This window comes from Floridaenema fluviatile BLCC-F154, assembly GCF_041929135.1.
In the GTDB taxonomy this organism is placed as follows: Bacteria; Cyanobacteriota; Cyanobacteriia; order Cyanobacteriales; family Aerosakkonemataceae; genus Floridanema; species Floridanema fluviatile.
On record NZ_JBHFNS010000093.1, the window covers coordinates 153,650 to 172,307 of the forward strand.

Here is an 18,658-nt window from a genome sequence, read left to right on the forward strand (position 1 = left end):
AGTCCCCAATCCCCAGTCCCCAATCCCTCAAAGCCCATTGCCGATTAAAATGAACGGTGCCCAGTAATAGGGATGATTTAACTTCGAGGTTTCTGTTTGTGCAACAGCTTGGGCGGTGGTAATTCCTCGTTGTTCACCAAAGGCGCGATAATTTCCGGTAATTAGGGCGATTTGTGCTTGGCGTAAGGCTTCGGCTTTGGAGATGTTGCCTTTTTGTAAAATGCTGTAAAAGCCGTTAATTAAAACTTGCGTGCCACCGTCGGAAACGGGCCAAAGTGACGCTATTGCGGCTCTCGCGCCTGTGCGTTGCATTTGGAAGCCAAAACCAAGGATTTCTTCTCCATTTCCCAATTTTCCGCCTACACCTGTTTCGCACGCACTGAGCACGATTAAGTCTACTTTCGGTAATGACCAAGATTCTACATCGCGGAGGGTGGCGCGATCGCCATTGCCAAACATAATAAATGAATCTTCTGGATTTCCGACTACAAAAGCGGCATGAGTCGCCAAATGTACCACCGAAAAATCATTCATCATTAAAACTGAATCCCGATTAAATTGCCCATTCAAAAACTTAGTAGTTCCGGGAATAGTCGCCGCCAGATTTTCTACTTCTTTACCTGCAAAAGGTAAGCCAGAAAATTCAAATTCTTGCTCGCCAACTTTAAAGCTATAGTTTCCTTCGCTAAAAGCACCTGCAAAAATTTGCATTTTCCCTTGAGGTTTCGTGTTGAAATCAGTCAAACTAGCCGCAGTAATATAATTAATTCCGAAGCGTTGTACTAACCATTGTTTTCCGTCATGCAAAGCGGCTAAAGGAATATAACGCAATTGTCCATCTGGGGCATAAATAATAGTTTGCGTTTTCGCTTCGGCTAAGTCATTTTCGATCGGTTTAATTAACCAATTATACAATTTATTAGCTACCGGAGTTACATTGCTTTTAGGTTGTTTTAAACTTTGGTGAAACTCGGCAATTGCTCGATTTAGTTCTTCCCGTTTGACAGTTACAGTGCGGCGAATTGGTGGCGAGTAAGGTGTAACTAAAATCAGTTCTAGGCGATCGTCTAAAATGAACGGATAAAGAACTACTGCACTTTGTTGTAGCCGTTGCAAATTGTCTCTTAAACTGTTGAAATCTTTCAGGTTGAGATTTTCGCCGCCTGTGACTTGGCGCAGTTCTCCTACCAATGCTTTCACCGTTGGACTTTTCAGAAATTCGGTAAATTCTTTAGTAATTTCTTGTTCAACTTTTCGCAATTCTATAATTCGCTGTTGTTGAGCAGGGGTTCTTTTATCAACCGGAATTTTTTGTAATTCAGTAAGTTCTTTACCTAGTTTAATTCCTTTGTTGACGATCGCATCATACCCCTCTTTTACTTTTTGTTCTTGCGGTGTATGAGAAATTCCTCTGGCAGTTTTTTCATTTCCGCGCACGTTGCGAAGATAATTATCTAATTCTTGCAATTTTAGTAAATCTAAAACTTGGTGCGCTTCTAAAATTCGGTCTTTTTGTAAGAAGAGATCGGCTAGTTTGCGATAATCTTGAGCAATAGTTTCGATGTAAGATTGTTGATGTTCTTTGGGAAGTTCCTTAATATTTTTCCGAATCGTTTCTCTGGCATTAACTGATTCTTTAAAAAAGACGATCGCTAATTCTGGCTGATTCTGTTTTTCTAGTAAATATGCGATCGTACTAAGCGTGTGTCCTTCACCTTCTTTATTACCAATTTCTTGAGCAATTACTAAACTTCTCTGTAAGTAATTCCCAGCTAATTCGTATTGTCCTTGCTCAAAGTAAAGTTTTCCGATCGCGTGAAGAGTTACCCCTTCTGCACGCCTCCTATTGAATTGCTGATAAATAGCTAAAGCTGGCTGCAAAAAGTCTAATGCTAATTGGTATTTTCCTTGCTTCAAGTAAACAATTCCAATACTATTATATGTTGTTGCTTCCAGAAGTTTTTGGGTATTTTGGTTCTTAACTTTTTTCAGGACTGTTAATGCTTGTTGATGGTAATTCAAAGCTGATTCATATCTGCCTAATCTGTAGTGAATATTGCCGATCGCATTTAGCGCATTCACCTCACCAGCAATATCCCCAACCATACCATCAAAGGTAAGTAATGTGGGTCTTCTGGCAGTTTTTAAAGCATCTTCATAAGACTTTAAAGCTAATTCGTATTGTCCTAATACCTCATAAATCCGCCCAATGTTAGACTCAATTCCTTCCCAATGCCCTAAAATTTCCTGTTGAATTGGTAAAGCTTTCTGATAGTAATCTAAAGCTAATTTATATTCTCCCAAACTGCTGTAAACTCTTGCCATCCAGAGGAAAGTTCTTAACTCCGTTTCCCGATGACCAAGTTTTTGGGCAATCTCTAAAACTTGCTCCAATCTTTTTAAAGATTCTCGATATTGACCTCGATTGGCAAACTGAATACCTTGCTTATAGTAAATTCCACTCATTAAGTTAAGGCTGGTTTTTTCTCCCGATCGATCGCCCAATTCCCGATAAAGTTCTAAAGCTTGCTGATAGTAATTTAACGCTTGTTCATCTTCTTCTCTCTTCTCATAAACTTCCCCAATTTCAAAGAGACTTTTCGCCACTCCCGGTTTATCTTCTAACTTTTGATAAATCGATAAAGCTGCCTCAAAGGTTTTCAATGCTCTTTCATACTTCCCGTTTACATATTGTGTTATACCTTCTTTCAAGAGTCGATCGGCTTGTAATTTTTCTCGCGTTTGAGCAAAGAAAATTACTCCTCCTTCCGGTTTAAAAGTAGTAACTTTACCCGACTCGAAACCAATTTTTACCTCGTCAAAATTGACAGATCCACTCAAAGGGAGTTTACTAATAAGAGTCACTTTTTCAGCAGAACTTTCCACCTCTTGACTAATTGCTAAAGCTTGCTGATATTGCTCTAGAGCCGCTTGATTTTGTGCTAAATTTTCGTAAACTAATCCCATCTGAATGAGAATCACTCTTTCCCAAGGGCGATTGTTTTGTTGGCGAACAATTGCCAAAGCTTTCTGATAAGATTCTAAAGCGAGTTGATATTGTGCTTTGAGGTATTGTCCTTGTCTAAAGTAACTATTTCCTGCGGCAAAGAGAACGACTGCTTCACCTTCTAGCCTGTTGATTTGCACGATCGCTTTTTTTGTTTCATCTCTGCCAAATTCCGTAATGAGAATTGCCTTTTGAGCAGTGATATCTTCCTCAGTGCGATCGCTAATTTCCTTTTGCAATGCCAAAGCTTGCTGGCGATATTCCTGCGCCTTTTGAGTTTGACCTAACTTTTCATAAACTGCGCCAATACTGTTAAGAATTGCTTCTCGATCGGGCTTTTCATAAGGTATTCTCAGCCGACGAAAATATTCTTCTTTTCCCCACTGACGGATTAAATGTTCTTGAGTTAAATAGTTTCCTTTGTTTTTGGGATCTTGGGCGATCGCTAAAGCTTTCTGATAAACTTCTAAAGCAGCTTGATACTGCCCTAAGTTTTCGTAACTTTTCCCGATCTGAATCAGCAAAATTGGTATTTGAATACGAAGATTATTACTGCTGTTTTCCTGTTGGGAAATTGCCAAAGCTTTCTGATAAGATTCCAAAGCAGCTTTATGTTCTCCCAAAGCTGTATAAACTGCTCCCATACTTCTAAAAATTCTCTGTTCCTGCTGATAGTAAGTTCCCCCATCTGTTACTCTTCGCCAACGAGCTTCTTCGCTTTCATTGCTTGCCATTTCTGAGCGAATAATTTTACTAGCTTCCTGATAGGAATTCAAGGCAGCTTGGTATTGTCCTAGAGTTTTATAAATATCCCCCATATTAGTGAGAGTATCTTCTTCTTTATTGTTTGAAGAGCCTTGCCAGCCTTGTTTCTTTCTAGCTATTCCTACTACTAATTCTAGTCGTCTTCCTCGTTTCTCCATAGCAGCAATTTCTTCAGGAGTCTTCAGAGGTTCAAAAATAGTAATTGGAGTATTAATTGGCTCTCCTTCTCCTATTTTAATCAACCCATTAGCAATTCCATCTTCTAATTTTATCCCTTCTCGATCGATATTAATATTAGTGCCGTAAGCTACGCGAATAGTGTGAGGAATTGGCTCTTTGGCCGCAATTTCCTCTACCTCTCTTCTAATTTTCAAGCTTTGTTTGTAACTGTCTAAAGCTGCTGAACTTTGTCCCAAAGTTTCGTAAATAGTCCCCATTTGATTGAGGATTACCCATTCCCAAGGTCGATTATTTTGTTGGCGCACAATTGCCAAAGCTTGCTGATAAGATTCTAAAGCAGTTTGGTATCGTCGTTTGAATGCGTGAGCTTCACCATTTCTGTAATGAATTAGGGCTTCTCCTTCCAAAAAAGTTATTAAAGTGGGTCTTTTTTTTGGTGTATTGTAAGTAATCAGAATTGCTTTTTTTATAATATCTGTAGGCCATGCAACATGAATATTCATCCCTTGTCTAATTGCTAAAGCTTGCTCTTGATGCTCTTGGGCAATTTGCGAATAACCTAAGCTACGGTAAGTATAGCCCATATTATTAAGGACTTTTTCTTCCAGAATTCGATCGCCCAATTCTCGCGCAATTGGTAAAGCTTGTTTATAATATTCTAAAGCAACTTCCGGCTTTTCTTGCCCTTTATTTTCATAAGTAAATGCGATCGTATAAAGGATTTTCGCTTCTAAAGGTCGATTCGCAAAGCGATCCGCCGAAGCGGAATCGCCAATCTCCCGCACAATCCCTAAAGCTTGTTCATAAAAATCAATTGAAATTGGTCTAGAATCTCTTTGGCGATCGAATCCCCAATCGTAATCTTTACCAATATTAAATAAAACTGTTGCTTCTCCAATTTTATCCTTAACCTCACGCATAATTGTTAAAGCTTGCTCGTAAAATTTCAGAGCTTCTTCTTCCTTATCTAATGCGCCGTTAGTCATAGCAATGCCGTTAAGACTCCAAGCCTCACCTTTGCGATCGCCAATTTCGCGCATAATAGTTAAAGCTTGTTCGTAATATTTAATAACCTCCAAATACGGCTTGAATTCTTCCGCTTTCTTAATCTGTTGGTAGTAACGTTTAAATTCGATGTAATCTAAGTAAGTATCACCAATTTTTATTAGGGTTTTTGCTTCGTTTTGGCGATCGCCTATTTGTCGATAAATATTTAATGCTTGTTCAAAAGACTGTAAAGCAGTTGGAAATTGACTAGTTTTATATTGTTGATTTCCTTGCTGCAAGAGTCGATCGGCTTCTGCTTTTGTATTAGTAGCTGTTTGCGCCATTAAAGCAGATTTTAGAATTAACTTACCCTGATTAATCGAAAACTGCTCAATCACTACAACAGTAGCTAAGCAAGATAACCCTAGAATTAACTTATTTGGCGGTTTCCTTCCCCATAGCTTCCCTTTACGCATTTGTATTTTCTCCAGAATTGAATAAATTATTATTACTTTAATTTAAATATTTCTGGACTGGCAACACTTATACACTATCTAATTAAAAGCTATCTTTAACACATATTTTAGCCAAAATTGTACAGATGAATTTTGAATAAAACTGTGATAAGCTCCTGTCCGAATGGTTGGGGAAAAAGCGGTGAGAGGATTAAATCGTCTGTGGATTGGAATTATAGTTGCATTATTTGGGTTAATTACCTATTGCACTAACACAGTACAAAACCCAATAACAGGGGAAAATCAACGCATTCAACTTTCACCACGTCAAGAAATTGCGTTAGGTTTACAAGCACGACAACAAATGGCAGCTAGACATGGTGGTTTATATCCTAACAGCTTGCTACAACAATATGTCAAACAAGTAGGGGAAAGAATAGTCCAGCAATCAGATGCTTCTAAATCTGGCTATCCTTTTCAATTCTATTTATTACGAGATCCCCGCACAATTAATGCTTTTGCTTTACCTGGAGGACAAGTTTTTATTACTGCTGCTTTGTTAAGTCGCCTTTCTTCAGAAGCGCAACTTGCTGGCACTTTAGGACATGAAATTGGTCATGTTGTAGCCCGTCATGGTGCAGAACATTTAGCCAAACAACAGTTAGGTGCAACCTTAGTTACAGCGGTGGGAGTAGCAGCAAGTGACAGCGAACAAAGGGCTAGACAAGCGCAAATTTTAGCCCAAGCTGTGAATCAATTAGTAAGTTTAAGATATGGTAGAGATGATGAATTAGAAAGCGATCGCTTAGGTCTTCGTTTCATGACCCAAGCAGGTTACAATCCTCAAGGAATTGTGGAATTAATGCAAATATTAGGTTCGGCTCGTCAAGGTGGTCAATCTCCCGAATTTTTCAGCACCCATCCTAATCCAGAAAACCGCATTCAACGCCTACAGCAATTAATTTCTCAAACTTATCCTAATGGCATTCCCCCACAATTAGAATCAGGAAAAGGGAATTTTGCTAAATACGTAAAACCTCGTTTGACAGGAGGGTAAAGGCTAATATCTGTGATGAAAAAACTAATCGATTAACCAAATCTTGTAGAGACGTTATATATAACGTCTCTACAAGATTTAGGATTAAGGATACTATGGGTAATTAGTGAAATACCCCCTTGTTTGATCGATTATCAACTATGAGCCAGGATTGGGAGAAAAGTACTTATTGTACTTATCAGATTCACCATTATAGCTATCAGCATCCGCTGGCGCGGCTTTCCTACGGGTAATATTGGGCCACTTCTCGGCATATTCCTGGTTGAGTTGCAACCATTTTTCTGCCAGCATATCGGTATCTGGCACAATGGCTTCAGCGGGACACTCTGGTTCACAGGCGGAGCAATCAATACACTCATAGGGGTTAATGACCAGCATATTTTCCCCTTCGTAAAAACAATCGACTGGACAAACCTCTAAGCAATAGGCGTATTTACATTTAATACAGGCTTCGGTGATCACATAAGGCATATTGACTCTCCTTGTTTCTGTAAGGTTAAACTACTTGGGACAATCGATAGATGAATGAATCTTCCTCTGCGGTACGACCACCGCATTCCAGAACGGACTGGGCAATGGCTAGGGCGGCTAGTGCATCGCGCTTGGCTAAACCTTGTAGGGCTTTAACAGCAAATTTCAACGCAGCGAAAGGATTACTGCCGACTTCCTTGGCTTGATAAGTCTTCACCAAGCTTTCGGTCAAGCTGCGAACTTCATCGGCATTTTCTCTCGATCGCTTACATACTTCGGTTACGATCGTGTTAATCTCGTCCTCGCTGGCTTGTCCGTCCACTAGAGCCGCGACCACCGCGAGTTGAATGGTAAATACAGTACTTGGCTTTAACATTTCTACACGCTCCTAAACGTATAGTCTTAAGCTTCGTTCAAGGTTGCCAAAATCCAAAAATAGTCGCCATCATCCCTCCTCTATTTTGATGAGGATGTAGCAGATTATAGAGTGTATTGAAATACGAAATACACCACTCTTTTAGAGATTTATCACTTACGATAAATGGCAACATTCCAATTATACTTTTTTTAAAGAAAAGACAATTAAAAAGCTTATTAACTTTTATTAAAAACCATTAAATTGTATTGAGGCAATTTACATCTTATTGATTTAAAAACTGTTAACTGAGAATCGAACTCACTTTAAATTAATAACTAACTCAAGTTGCTAGTTATAAAACTTTAACTCCCTCGCTGCCGCTAAAAACCCGGTTTCTTGTATTAGACATCTCCAGAAATTAGGAGATGCCTAATAGTTTTGAGCAGCAATTTAGGACAGACTATTCTGATTTCCCTGAATTTGATTCAGGAGTTCTTAGACTGCGATACGGAACACTTTGTACATTGCGGGATTCACGTTGAGAACGATCCTGTGTAGCCCGCGACTTTAGTGGCCGGGGCATCTTTTCCAATATCCTCTATGCGATCGTTACATCTTGCGACAAATAAACATCTTGAATCGCATTAAACAATTTCACACCTTCCTCAAAAGGACGTTGAAATGTTTTCCGACCTGAAATTAAACCAGTACCACCTGCACGTTTATTAATTACCGCAGTACGAACAGCTTCGGCAAAATCATTTTTTCCAGAAGCACCACCAGAATTAATTAAACCTGCTCTGCCAGAATAACAATTCAGCACTTGATAACGAGTTAGATCGATCGGATGATCGGAAGTTAAATCTGAATAAACTCGTTTATCTGTTTTCCCGTAAGTTTTCGCCATTGCTTGAGCTACTGCATGATAACCGTTATTACATTCTGGTAATTTTTGTTTAATAATATCGGCTTCAATGGTGACACCTAAATGGTTTGCTTGTCCAGTTAAATCTGCGGCAACATGATAATCTTTATCCTGTTTAAAAGCATTACTTCGCAAATAACACCAAAGAATTGTTACCATTCCTAATTCATGAGCACGCGCAAAAGCTTTACTTACCTCTTGAATTTGTCGGGTTGATTGTTCCGAACCAAAATAAATTGTTGCGCCAATTGCTACCGCCCCTAAATTCCAAGCTTGTTCTACTGATGCAAACATTACTTGATCAAATTGGTTCGGAAATGTCAGTAATTCGTTGTGATTTATTTTCACAATGAAGGGGATTTTATGGGCATATTTACGGGACATCATCCCCAAAACACCGAGAGTAGTAGCAACGGCGTTACATCCGCCTTCAATTGCTAATTTGATGATGTTTTCTGGATCGAAATAAATAGGATTTGGTGCGAAAGATGCGCCCGCAGAGTGTTCAATTCCTTGGTCTACAGGCAGGATAGAAATATAACCAGTATTGGCTAAACGACCTGTAGAATATAATTGTTGCAGACTTCGCAAAACTTGGGGATTGCGATCGGTCCCGGCAAAAATGCGATCGACCCAATCCGACCCAGGTAAATGTAATAAATCCTGAGAAACTTTCGCTTTATAATTGAGGAGGTCTTCTGCTTCTTCTCCCAGCAAAGATTCAATAAAACTGGGTGTAGATAATGTCGCTGTCATAGCACTTTCCTCAAGACTTCTCTATTTGATTGTGGCTATGTTTTAGCCTAGCGTATGTCTCTCTTAAGGTAGACTATATCTCTTTTTTTTTTAGGATTTAAACAAAAAGTTTGTAATAGGCGCTTCAGCGCAACTCCCTCTAAAGAGGGAACAACAAGCTTATACGGTGTGTAATTTTTTATTCAACCAAATTTTGTCTTTAGCGTGAATATAACGCGGATCTGGGTTAATTGCGATCGCTCTTTCATAAGATGCGATCGCATTTCCATAAGCTTGCATTTCTGCTAACAACAAACCCCGGTTAAACCAAGCTTGATGATAATCTGGTTTAATCGCTACAGCTTGATCGTAAGCTGCTAAAGCTTCGGCATAACGTTTCATCCCACAAAAAGCATTTCCTCGGTTATTCCAAGCTTGGCAATAATTCGGATTAATCGCTATTGCTTGCTCAAAAGCTGCTAAGGCTTCGGTATACTTTTCATTTTCACACAAAGCGCAACCTTGACCGTCCCAAAATTCTGGTTTTCGATCGTTCTGCTCAAAAATGTTCATAATATTTGGGGTAATTTCATTACAGTTCCATTGTGCAAAATCTTTCGCTATTCATGGGGTGCGGTTTTTTCACCTACAAATGTTCGGGGGATTGGGTAAATAGTATAATAAGGTTCTGGAAAATTGCTCAATCTTGATTTTCAACGCAGATGAATGCAGATGTGGATAATCATTTATGGTTTTGGCAATAACTAATGCTTTTGTTACTTTGGGAGTGGCAGACTTTCCCAAGGTAATTGATTTTTATCGTCAGTTTCTTAATCAAGAACCTCAACCTTTTATTCCCAATGTTTATGGGGAATTTCTGTTGACTGGTGGGTTACGTTTGGGAATTTTTCGACCGAAAGCAGAACATTTTTTGGAGTTTAGTAACTCTGCTCAAAGTGGCATGAGTTTGTGTTTAGAGGTGGAAAGTTTAGAGAATGCGATCGCTCATCTCACCACAATAGGATATCCACCACCAGGGGAAATTACCATCGCTTCTCATGGTAGAGAAATCTCCGCTTATGACCCTGCTGGTAATCGCTTAATTCTGCATCAATCAACCAGTTAATTAGGTTTGATAAATTAATTTGGCAAAGCTATAAATGCTAATAATTAACAACAGAAATGCTACCACTTGAGTTAACCTGGGATAAGTTGAAGGTGTCATCGACTCCCTAACTATCACCGAGACAGATGAACAAACTACATAACTTAAGCTTAAGCCTAAATAAGGCCACCTCTCCGTAATTCCCCAAAGTCCTAGTAAAGCTATGGCTAAAAGTAGCATAATTATCTCTACAAACCTGGGAGGATCGTATTGAGTCGAAAGAAATAAACTATTCCACCAAAATTGCCAAATCCGCATATCGATTTCTGATTCTTTGAATTTAAAATTTTTGCCTTTTTCTGAAACTTATTAGTAGTTAGTTCGGCTAAAGAGTCAAAACTAACTACTAACAATTAATTTGACTCAAAATGCGAACTTATTCCGTAACTTCTAAACCGAACACCCGATTAAAAGCTTTTTCCACCTTATAACCAGAATCAATTGATTCTAGAGGATCTTTCCGCAAACGGTGACGCAAACATAAGCGAATTACTCGACGAATGTCATCCACCGTTACTTGGGTTCTTCCCTCTAAAGCTGCTATTGCTTTGGCGGCGCGATTAGTTACAATATCACCACGTAAGCCATCAACGTCTAATTCAGAACAAACTTCGGAGATTTTTACCCGTAAATCGTAGTCAATTTCTACTGACGGTAATAACTCTTTGGCTTTCAACAATTTTTGTTGCAAAGCTTCTTGTTCTTGGCTATATTTTTCGGTGAATGTTGGTGGATTTTGGTCAAACTCGGCTCTTTGTTCCACAATTTGAACCCTTAAAGCAGGTTCTTTAACTGTGCGAATTTCGGCGTGCATTCCAAAACGATCGAGCAACTGCGGACGCAACTCACCTTCTTCCGGGTTTCCTGAACCTACCAAAACAAAACGTGCTGGGTGACGGATGGAAATTCCTTCCCTTTCTACAGTATTCCATCCCGAAGCCGCCGAATCTAGTAAAACGTCTACTAAGTGATCGTCCAACAAGTTGACTTCATCAACGTAGAGGATACCACGATTCGCTTTCGCTAAAAGTCCCGGTTCAAAGGCTTTTACACCCTCCGAAAGTGCCTTTTCAATATCGATCGTACCGCAAACCCGGTCTTCCGTTGCCCCTAAAGGCAAATCAACCATCGTTACCTTCTTTTGCGCTACGGGAATTTCCGCTTGTTGCATCACCCGTTCTCGCACCGCATCACTCATGAGATCGGGATCGGTAGGATGGCTGTTGAAAGGATCGTCAGCTACCACCTCAATCTCTGGGAGTAAGTCAGCCAAAGCGCGAATAGTGGTAGATTTACCAGTACCCCGATCGCCCATAATCATCACACCGCCAATGTAAGGATCGATTACATTTAATAGCAGTGCTAATTTCATCTCTTCCTGACCAACAATCGCCGTAAACGGGAAAACTACCCGTCTCGTGGCTGGTTTAACATTATTTGTGCTAGCTGTAGCAGTCGGACTCAACGCCGTCACCTCAAAATTGCTGAATTTGTCATTTGTCACTTGTCATTTGTCATTTGTTATTTGTCATTTGTTAAACTCTTGACCAATGACCAATCACCAATGACCAATGACCAATCGTTTTTCATTGTGCCATAGAGTAAGGCTTTAAAAACTTAGCTTTTGTGGGTTTCTGGATCGAACTTGGTGGGATGACGATCTAGTTGTTCTTCCACGTTCGTTGATTGGTCATTAACTGGTAAATGGTTCCAAGATGGCATTACAGAAGTATTATCTGATTCCGTGGTGGGTAGAACGGCGGTTTTTTCCTCAAAATCAGGTTCTCTGACGATTTGATCCAGATTAGTCCGATCGAGCTTTTGAATATCGCTCAATATAGCTAACGCTGATTGATAGCGATCGCTAAAATGATACTGCACCATCCGATCCAAAATTACTGCCAACTCACCACTAGTTTTCGCTAAATGTTGCCAATTCAAATTCCCCGTTTCTATATCTTGCAATAACAATAAATCATGAGGTTGAATTCCAGTCAGTGCTTGAATACAAATCATTCCCAAAGCATAAAGATCGCTGGCGGGGCGAGGATGTCCTACTAATTGTTCTGGTGGTGCATATCCTCTCGTTCCGATCGCCACCGTTTGACTTTCCGTTTTCCCCCCTTCTGTCGGTAACATTTGCTTCACCGCACCAAAATCAATTAACACTAACTTGCCATCAGAAGCACGTCTAATAATATTTCCCGGTTTAATATCTCGGTGAATTACATGATGCTGATGAATAAAATTTAAAATCGGCAAAACATCTTTTAGTAAATCGATCACTTGTATTTCTTGCCACCGTCGATCCACATATAATTCTTCACTCAGCGGGTTGCCTTCCACATACTCTTCTACTAAATAGAACTCGCCTTCTTTTTCGATATAATCTATCAAAGTGGGAATTTGTTCATGCTGCCCTAAAACTTCTAAAATTCTGGCTTCAGTTTGAAATAAACGTCGTGCTACTTCTAAAAATTTTGGATCTCTTCTCGCTGGCATTAAATGTTTAACTACACAAATTTCACCTGCGGGATTTTCTGAATCTTTTGCTAAATAAGTCCGACCAAAACCACCTTGACCCAACACTTTAATAATTTGATACCGTTCACTAAATTTGGGAGAAATTGCACTCAAACTCTTCGGAGAGCATAAGGGGGCAGTCGCCACAGTTGTTTCGCTAGTATTATGAGAATTTTGCACAGTAGTAGCAAGATTTCCCTTATACATAGTGGATAAAAGCGCAATTGTTTCTTCTTGTTCTTTTACCCAATTGAGCATTTTTTCCCGTTCTTGCTGCATTCGATAAGCAGCAATTACTACCACACTTCCCCCAGTAGTCACCATACTTAATGCTGCTGGGACTAAAGGTATCCATCCCGACGACAACCAAAAACCATAAGAAATGCTACTTAAAACTCCGAAAGCGCCTACTCCCGAAATTCCTAAAATCAAAGGATGGCGCAATTTCCAAGCACCTACCCCGCCAATAATTGCCCAACTCCAAATCCACAAAGCTTCTGCCCAATTAGGCCAATACCAAGGTAAAGTTCGATTATCTAAAACTGCCCTAATAATTTGGCTGACAATTTGAGCATGAACTACCACTCCGGGCATTTTATGTTGTTGGTTTTGGGCGGCGCTATAAGGTGTATAAAATGCGTCGTCAATACTCGCAGCTACGGCACCAATTAACACGATCCGATCGCGTATCCATTCCCCAGGAACTCGATCGTGCAAAACTTGAGTTAAAGTAACTTGTCGCGCCACATTTTCCGCCGAATGATATTTAAGCAGAATTTGATAACCTGCCACATCAGCCCCTTGATAACCACCCGCATTACTATCTAACCTGGGAAACACTACAGGCTTAATTTTTTTGCCATCTGCGGTTTTTTTACTGCTGCGAAATCCTAATGCTCCCTCTGGAGTTGCTTTAAAAGATTCTATACCTTCAAAAGCCAAATATCTACTAGCTAACTGATAACTGAAAGCTGAAAAAGTAGGACATTTCCCCTGTTCTTTTCTGGCAAATAACAAAGCTCTCCGAATTACACCATCGGGATCAATTATTAAATCGCTAAAGCCTACTTGTTTCGGGGATAATGCTTTTGGGGGTGCGACTCCGGGACTGTCAGCTTCACTGAGTTTGCAAATGGCGATTAGGCGATCGCTTTTCTCTAAATACTTAACTAACTTTTCATGTCCCGGTGGTACTGGTAAATCTCGGTAAATATCTAAACCAATTACACGCGGTTGATGTTTTTCCAGTTTCGTCAATAACTCAGCCATTTTTCCATCAGGAATCGGCCATTGACCAAGTTTTTGGATATCTTCCTCAGTAATTGCTACTACTAATAAACGAGGATCGGCATTTTTTGGAGAGAGGGATTTACCATTAGGATCTCTTGTCGCAAATCGCACGAACTGATCGTAAGTTCCTAACTCCAAAGCTTCCATTTTTAATCCTAAACGCAGCCCTGGTATAGAAAAAGTCACCCCTTGACGCAATCCAAGTATTAATGCTGTTACACCAATACTTAACAGAATTACAGGTTTATAGGTTATTGGCAAACTATTGGGACGTTGCCAATAAGACCATAAGTGACGCAATTTACCAGAGAATTTAGCTAGCACTGTAGTTTGGTGCAAAAAGAGTGAGAGCAAACTGAGTATGGATGAAAATTTGAGTCAAAAAATATCGCCTTGAACTTTCATCCTAACGTAGTGGAGCCGGAGATGACTGAGATGGAACTAACATTGGCTGAGGATTGGAAGTTGCATTTGTTACAGGATTTTTCACTGTACCATTAGGCATAATCGTTGCTTTAAAAGTAGCACCCGTCAAGTCTACCCCTCTATTTCCAGCAAATTTGGCTCTGAACAAGTTAGTATCTGTAAGATTGGCGTAACTAAGATCAGCATCATTTAAATTAGCCCCAACTAGTACCGCTAAGGTTAAATTAGCACCCCGAAGACTAGCACCACTTAGGTTAGCACCAGCTAGCATACTATTTCTTAAGTTAGCATTGCTTAAGTCGGCTCCACTCAGATTCGCGTTACCGAGATCCACATTACTTAAGTTCTCCCCACTTAAGTCACACCCGGAACATTCTTTTGTGTTTAATAGTCTTTCTACCGGATCGATTTCTTGTGCAGAAATTCCTAATCCTAAAATTAAGGAACTCAACCAGGGTAGAGTTAATAAAATGTTTCTGTTCATCAGCAAAACTCCAATCTACCTTGATAATAGTAGCCTATTGACTTTTAAATTTTAGACTGGTGATTAAGCAATTTCAATTATTCATAGTTAAGGGTAGGAGCGAAGCATTCTGGTAGATATGACCCACCGACACTTGACAAATCACCTTTGAAGATGTCATTAATGTGTGAAACTCCAGAGTTTATAAACTAAAAGAAAAATAGTTTAGGAGCAAATAAAATGAGTTACGAAATTTTTGACGAACAAAGTTACTTGGCAAATAATCCTGATGTGAAATCGGCAGTTGCCCAAGGATTTTTTGCTTCAGGACTGCAACATTTTCAATTAATTGGTTTAACTGAAGGTCGCACTGCTGTATCACCTTTCTGGGATGAACAGAGATATTTAAATGCTAACCCGGATGTCAGAACAGCTGTAAATAATGGAGTTTTTGCGTCAGGTTTACAGCATTATATTCTGTTTGGTGAAACGGAAGGAAGACCAGGTGCAATTAATGTAGATCCCGTTCCGGGATTTAACGAAAATTATTACTACGCACTATATCCTAATGTGTCGCGGGCAGTTGCTTTAGGACAAATTAGTTCTGCACAAACTCACTACATTCGTAACGGCAGATTTGAAGGATACACAGCGTTCTTTTCGGGAACTAGCGGTGATGATATTGTTACCGGGTTGGGACCTTCAGGAAGTGCTATTGTCGGGATTAATGTAGACATTAATGCCAGAATTACAGGTCAACCAGACCCAATTCCCACAAGTGTAGGATTTGGTGAAATAGATGTTTTAATTGGTAGTAGTGGATCTGATAGTTTTGGTTTAGGTTTTGGTAGAAGTACCTCTAACACAACAATTCAAAGGTTTTATGTCGGTCAAGGAAATAACGATTATGCTTACATTATCGATTTTGAACCAGGAAAAGATAGTCTCCAATTAGCAGGTTCACCAAATGAATATACTACTACTGCTGGTGCTTTTGGTTTCACCAACAACATTACTGGAGGCGTGAGTATTTTCACAAATACGGGAGATTTGGTTGCGGCGATCGAAGGTGTAAGTTCTTTGCAACTTACAGGTCAAGATACTAATGCGGGAATTTTCTTTTTAACTTAAATATAGCGTTTCTCCTTTGGATGCGGTACATTTGGGGGCGGGTTTTGATTGGTATATCTTTCACACTGTAGCAATGTTCTATCATCCTTAATCCAATGGCAATTTGGGGGCGGGTTTTGATTGGTATATCTTTCACACTGTAGCAATGTTCTATCATCCTTAATCCAATGGCAATTTGGGGGCGGGTTTTGATTGGTATATCTTTCACATAGCAAGGATTTCAGCTAAACCCGCCCCTACAATATGTATACCTCACCATTATGAGAACTGCTATAGAAAACCGAGAAAGTTTTGAGTTTTGAATTAACTCAAAACCCAAAATTCAAAACTCAAAACTCTCTTGCTTCCTTGCTATCTTTGAATCCGTGGTGGTTGATTTGGTATGGGAGTCACTGTAGGCGGAAAACCTGGTCGAGTAGATGGGAAAGTTTGATTTGGTCTGTTTCTAGCTTCTGGACTTCTGGCAATGTCACGGCGAACATCATTTAATGAGTCACCGGAAGCAAGACGATTTCTCCAAGTTCTTAATCCGCTAGGATCGACATCGCGACCTAAGATTTCCCGGTAGATTTGATTAATTTTGTCTCTGGCTTCTTCGCTGTTAGCAATTTGAGAGCGAACTTCTGTAACAGAGGTACCATCTCTTAATTCGTTAGACCAAGTTCTGTAACCTTGTGAATCAGGTTCGCGACCTAAAACTTCGCGGTAAATTCGGCGAATGTCTTCTTCATAATAGTTGTTGTCGCGGCGACCATATCGATCGCGATCGTAACGGTCATCATAACGATCTCTGTAGCGATCGTTATATCGACCCTCAAGATCGGTTCCTCTCAAATTCGCGTTATCTAAAACTGCATTGCGCGTCACCGCATCCCTAAGATCTGCATTTCTTAAATCAGCACCTCTCAAGTTAGCATCTCTTAAATTAGCGCCTCTAAGATTTGCATTTCTCAGGTTAGCATCTTCTAAATCAGCACCTTGTAAATCAGCATTTCTTAAATCCCGACCACTGAGATTTGCGCCTCTTAAATTACAGTCAGGACATCTACCAGTATTGATTAATCGGCGGACATCACTATAATTTTGAGCTTGTGCAGAATAGGAAAAACCCAAGGTAGCAAGTAACAAACTGGCTGTAAGAATTCGTAATTTCATGTTCCCTGATCTCAAATAAAAAAAGCGTTTTTAGTGAGTTTTGTTGATCCTCAAGTTACGATCTATCTTTGAATCCGTGGTGGAGATGACGGGACGGCAGGAGAGAAAGTAGAACCTGAGTTTCTTCTGTTGTAATCTATTCTTGGCGAGTTATTTCTTGAAGGTGAATATCTCCTTGTTGGTTGTTGATAGTTGTCAGCTGGTGAATATCTCCGTGAAGGAGTTCTGTTAGATGGTGAGAGAGTAGCAGGAGGAAAGTTTCTATTCGGAAACCCAACCGCGGGTGTGGTATTTCTGGGAAAGTTTCTATTAGGATATCTGACCGCGGGTGTAGTATTTCTGGGAGAGTTTCTATTAGGATATCTGACTGCGGGTACATTGTTTGTGGGAAAATTCCTCACGGGTGCAGAATAACCTCTTGATGGCGAGACTCTGGTGGGTGGGTAAACTGTTGTTGGTGGCGTGTATCTTCTGGGTTGTGAATAGTTGAAAGATGGATTGTAGTAACGAGGATAACGTCTATTTCTCAGAGAACGAGCTTCGGGACTGTTTTCAATGTCACGCCGGATTTCGGATAAACTAGCACCAGCAGCTAAACGGTTTGTCCAAGTTCTAATTCCATTCCGATCGGCATTTCGACCTAGTACTTCTCGGTAAATTTGATTGACTTTCGCGACTGCTTCATCACTGCGAGCAATATCACGCCGAATCTCGCGTAAAGAGTCTCCGCTTCTGCGTTCTCCTAACCAAGTTCTTAACCCGCGGTAATCAGGATCGCGTCCAAGAACTTCGCGATAAATATCACGGATTTGATCGACTGAATAGTAATAGTTGTATCCTCGACGATAGCGCCTTCCGTAGTACCGATCGCCATAATCGTAATATCGATCGCCGTAATAGGGATTTCGATAATAGCGATCGCCATAATACCCAAAAGCACTGTAGAAGGGATCGTAATAATTATCGTAATAATCGCCAAAAAACAAACCCCAAGACCAATACAATGGACTGTAAGAAAAGGGTTGAATTCCAAATTGAATGTACAATTGTTTGGCGTTATTGTTGGGTAAGCTAGACCTTGATAAATCGACTTTGATTGGTTTGGCTTTAGCTACTGTCTGTTTAACGTTTTCTATAGTTTCCGCAGACAATGGCTGAGTTAATCCTAAACCAATGAGTAGGGTAGTAGTTGCTATAGTTTTTAAGTTCATTTCTCTGTTCTCTAGTTACTGATATGGTTTTTAGTGAAAAGGTCATGGTTGTTGGCTTAATAGCCGATCGAGCGATCGCGCCAACTATTCCTCACACTTAATTTTCTTTTTCTCGTACTCTCTAAATTTAGGATTACACTCTGATCTGACTGTTGTCATCCTACTTTAGTTCCTTTATAGATGAGCAGTAATTCTATTTTGCCATCAATTAAATAAGGGCTGGTATAAGCCAGCCCTTTAAGCACCCAGACGGAATATTGCATCCGTCCCACTGTAATAACAACCTTATTTTGACTACTGGCAAAACTTAATCAGAAAGAATTTCTGAGTTTGCCAGAGTTGATTAGCCTGTAA

Annotated in this window: 14 protein-coding genes; 3 read left to right on the top strand and 11 right to left on the bottom strand. The window is 40.0% G+C overall.

Annotated features, from left to right (window positions below; translation table 11 throughout):
- Positions 1 to 27 precede the first annotated feature (27 nt).
- Positions 28 to 5,415: a tetratricopeptide repeat protein gene (locus ACE1B6_RS27665; protein WP_413260520.1), complete on the bottom strand. Its 5,388-nt coding sequence runs from the start codon at positions 5,413 to 5,415 to the stop codon at positions 28 to 30.
- A 181-nt stretch (positions 5,416 to 5,596) separates the two neighbouring features.
- Here ACE1B6_RS27665 and ACE1B6_RS27670 point away from each other — a divergent pair, with 181 nt between their 5' ends.
- Positions 5,597 to 6,451 (top strand): M48 family metalloprotease, encoded by an 855-nt coding sequence (locus ACE1B6_RS27670; protein WP_413260521.1) that lies wholly within the window; start codon positions 5,597 to 5,599, stop codon positions 6,449 to 6,451.
- A 138-nt stretch (positions 6,452 to 6,589) separates the two neighbouring features.
- On the opposite strand, the gene fdxA is transcribed toward ACE1B6_RS27670, so the two are convergent.
- The 4 genes from fdxA to ACE1B6_RS27690 all read right to left on the bottom strand — a co-directional run bounded on the left by fdxA (position 6,590) and on the right by ACE1B6_RS27690 (position 9,513).
- Complete coding sequence (gene fdxA / locus ACE1B6_RS27675; RefSeq protein WP_413260522.1) at positions 6,590 to 6,922, bottom strand: ferredoxin FdxA; 333 nt, start codon at positions 6,920 to 6,922, stop codon at positions 6,590 to 6,592.
- Between the two features lie 25 nt (positions 6,923 to 6,947).
- The gene (locus ACE1B6_RS27680; RefSeq protein WP_413260523.1) at positions 6,948 to 7,298 is read right to left on the bottom strand and encodes a hypothetical protein; all 351 of its coding nucleotides are present in this window, start codon (positions 7,296 to 7,298) and stop codon (positions 6,948 to 6,950) included.
- Between the two features lie 580 nt (positions 7,299 to 7,878).
- Positions 7,879 to 8,961 carry a class I fructose-bisphosphate aldolase gene (locus ACE1B6_RS27685; protein WP_413260524.1) on the bottom strand — a complete coding sequence of 361 codons (1,083 nt, stop codon included), beginning with the start codon at positions 8,959 to 8,961 and terminating at the stop codon, positions 7,879 to 7,881.
- A gap of 159 nt (positions 8,962 to 9,120) precedes the next feature.
- A complete protein-coding gene (locus tag ACE1B6_RS27690) occupies positions 9,121 to 9,513 on the bottom strand; it encodes a tetratricopeptide repeat protein (protein ID WP_413260525.1) in 393 nt (130 codons plus the stop codon).
- Between the two features lie 175 nt (positions 9,514 to 9,688).
- Between ACE1B6_RS27690 and ACE1B6_RS27695 the strand changes: the two genes are divergently transcribed.
- On the top strand, positions 9,689 to 10,066 hold the full coding sequence (locus ACE1B6_RS27695) for a VOC family protein (protein ID WP_413260526.1): 378 nt from the start codon (positions 9,689 to 9,691) through the stop codon (positions 10,064 to 10,066).
- Here the strand turns inward: ACE1B6_RS27695 and ACE1B6_RS27700 are convergent, their stop codons facing one another.
- From ACE1B6_RS27700 to ACE1B6_RS27715, 4 genes are all read right to left on the bottom strand, one after another.
- Entirely contained in the window at positions 10,067 to 10,363 is a 297-nt protein-coding gene (locus ACE1B6_RS27700) for a hypothetical protein (protein WP_413260527.1), read from the bottom strand.
- 118 nt (positions 10,364 to 10,481) lie between these two features.
- The gene (gene bchI / locus ACE1B6_RS27705; RefSeq protein WP_413260616.1) at positions 10,482 to 11,570 is read right to left on the bottom strand and encodes a magnesium chelatase ATPase subunit I; all 1,089 of its coding nucleotides are present in this window, start codon (positions 11,568 to 11,570) and stop codon (positions 10,482 to 10,484) included.
- Between the two features lie 152 nt (positions 11,571 to 11,722).
- Entirely contained in the window at positions 11,723 to 14,242 is a 2,520-nt protein-coding gene (locus ACE1B6_RS27710; protein WP_413260528.1) for a CHASE2 domain-containing protein, read from the bottom strand.
- Between the two features lie 82 nt (positions 14,243 to 14,324).
- Positions 14,325 to 14,828 carry a pentapeptide repeat-containing protein gene (locus ACE1B6_RS27715; protein ID WP_413260529.1) on the bottom strand — a complete coding sequence of 168 codons (504 nt, stop codon included), beginning with the start codon at positions 14,826 to 14,828 and terminating at the stop codon, positions 14,325 to 14,327.
- 219 nt (positions 14,829 to 15,047) lie between these two features.
- Here ACE1B6_RS27715 and ACE1B6_RS27720 point away from each other — a divergent pair, with 219 nt between their 5' ends.
- Complete coding sequence (locus tag ACE1B6_RS27720) at positions 15,048 to 15,938, top strand: hypothetical protein (protein WP_413260530.1); 891 nt, start codon at positions 15,048 to 15,050, stop codon at positions 15,936 to 15,938.
- 351 nt (positions 15,939 to 16,289) lie between these two features.
- On the opposite strand, the gene ACE1B6_RS27725 is transcribed toward ACE1B6_RS27720, so the two are convergent.
- Together ACE1B6_RS27725 and ACE1B6_RS27730 are read right to left on the bottom strand one after the other, a co-directional pair.
- Entirely contained in the window at positions 16,290 to 17,093 is an 804-nt protein-coding gene (locus ACE1B6_RS27725) for a pentapeptide repeat-containing protein (RefSeq protein ID WP_413260531.1), read from the bottom strand.
- A 62-nt stretch (positions 17,094 to 17,155) separates the two neighbouring features.
- Complete coding sequence (locus tag ACE1B6_RS27730) at positions 17,156 to 18,304, bottom strand: DUF4214 domain-containing protein (RefSeq protein ID WP_413260532.1); 1,149 nt, start codon at positions 18,302 to 18,304, stop codon at positions 17,156 to 17,158.
- Positions 18,305 to 18,658: the final 354 nt, after the last annotated feature.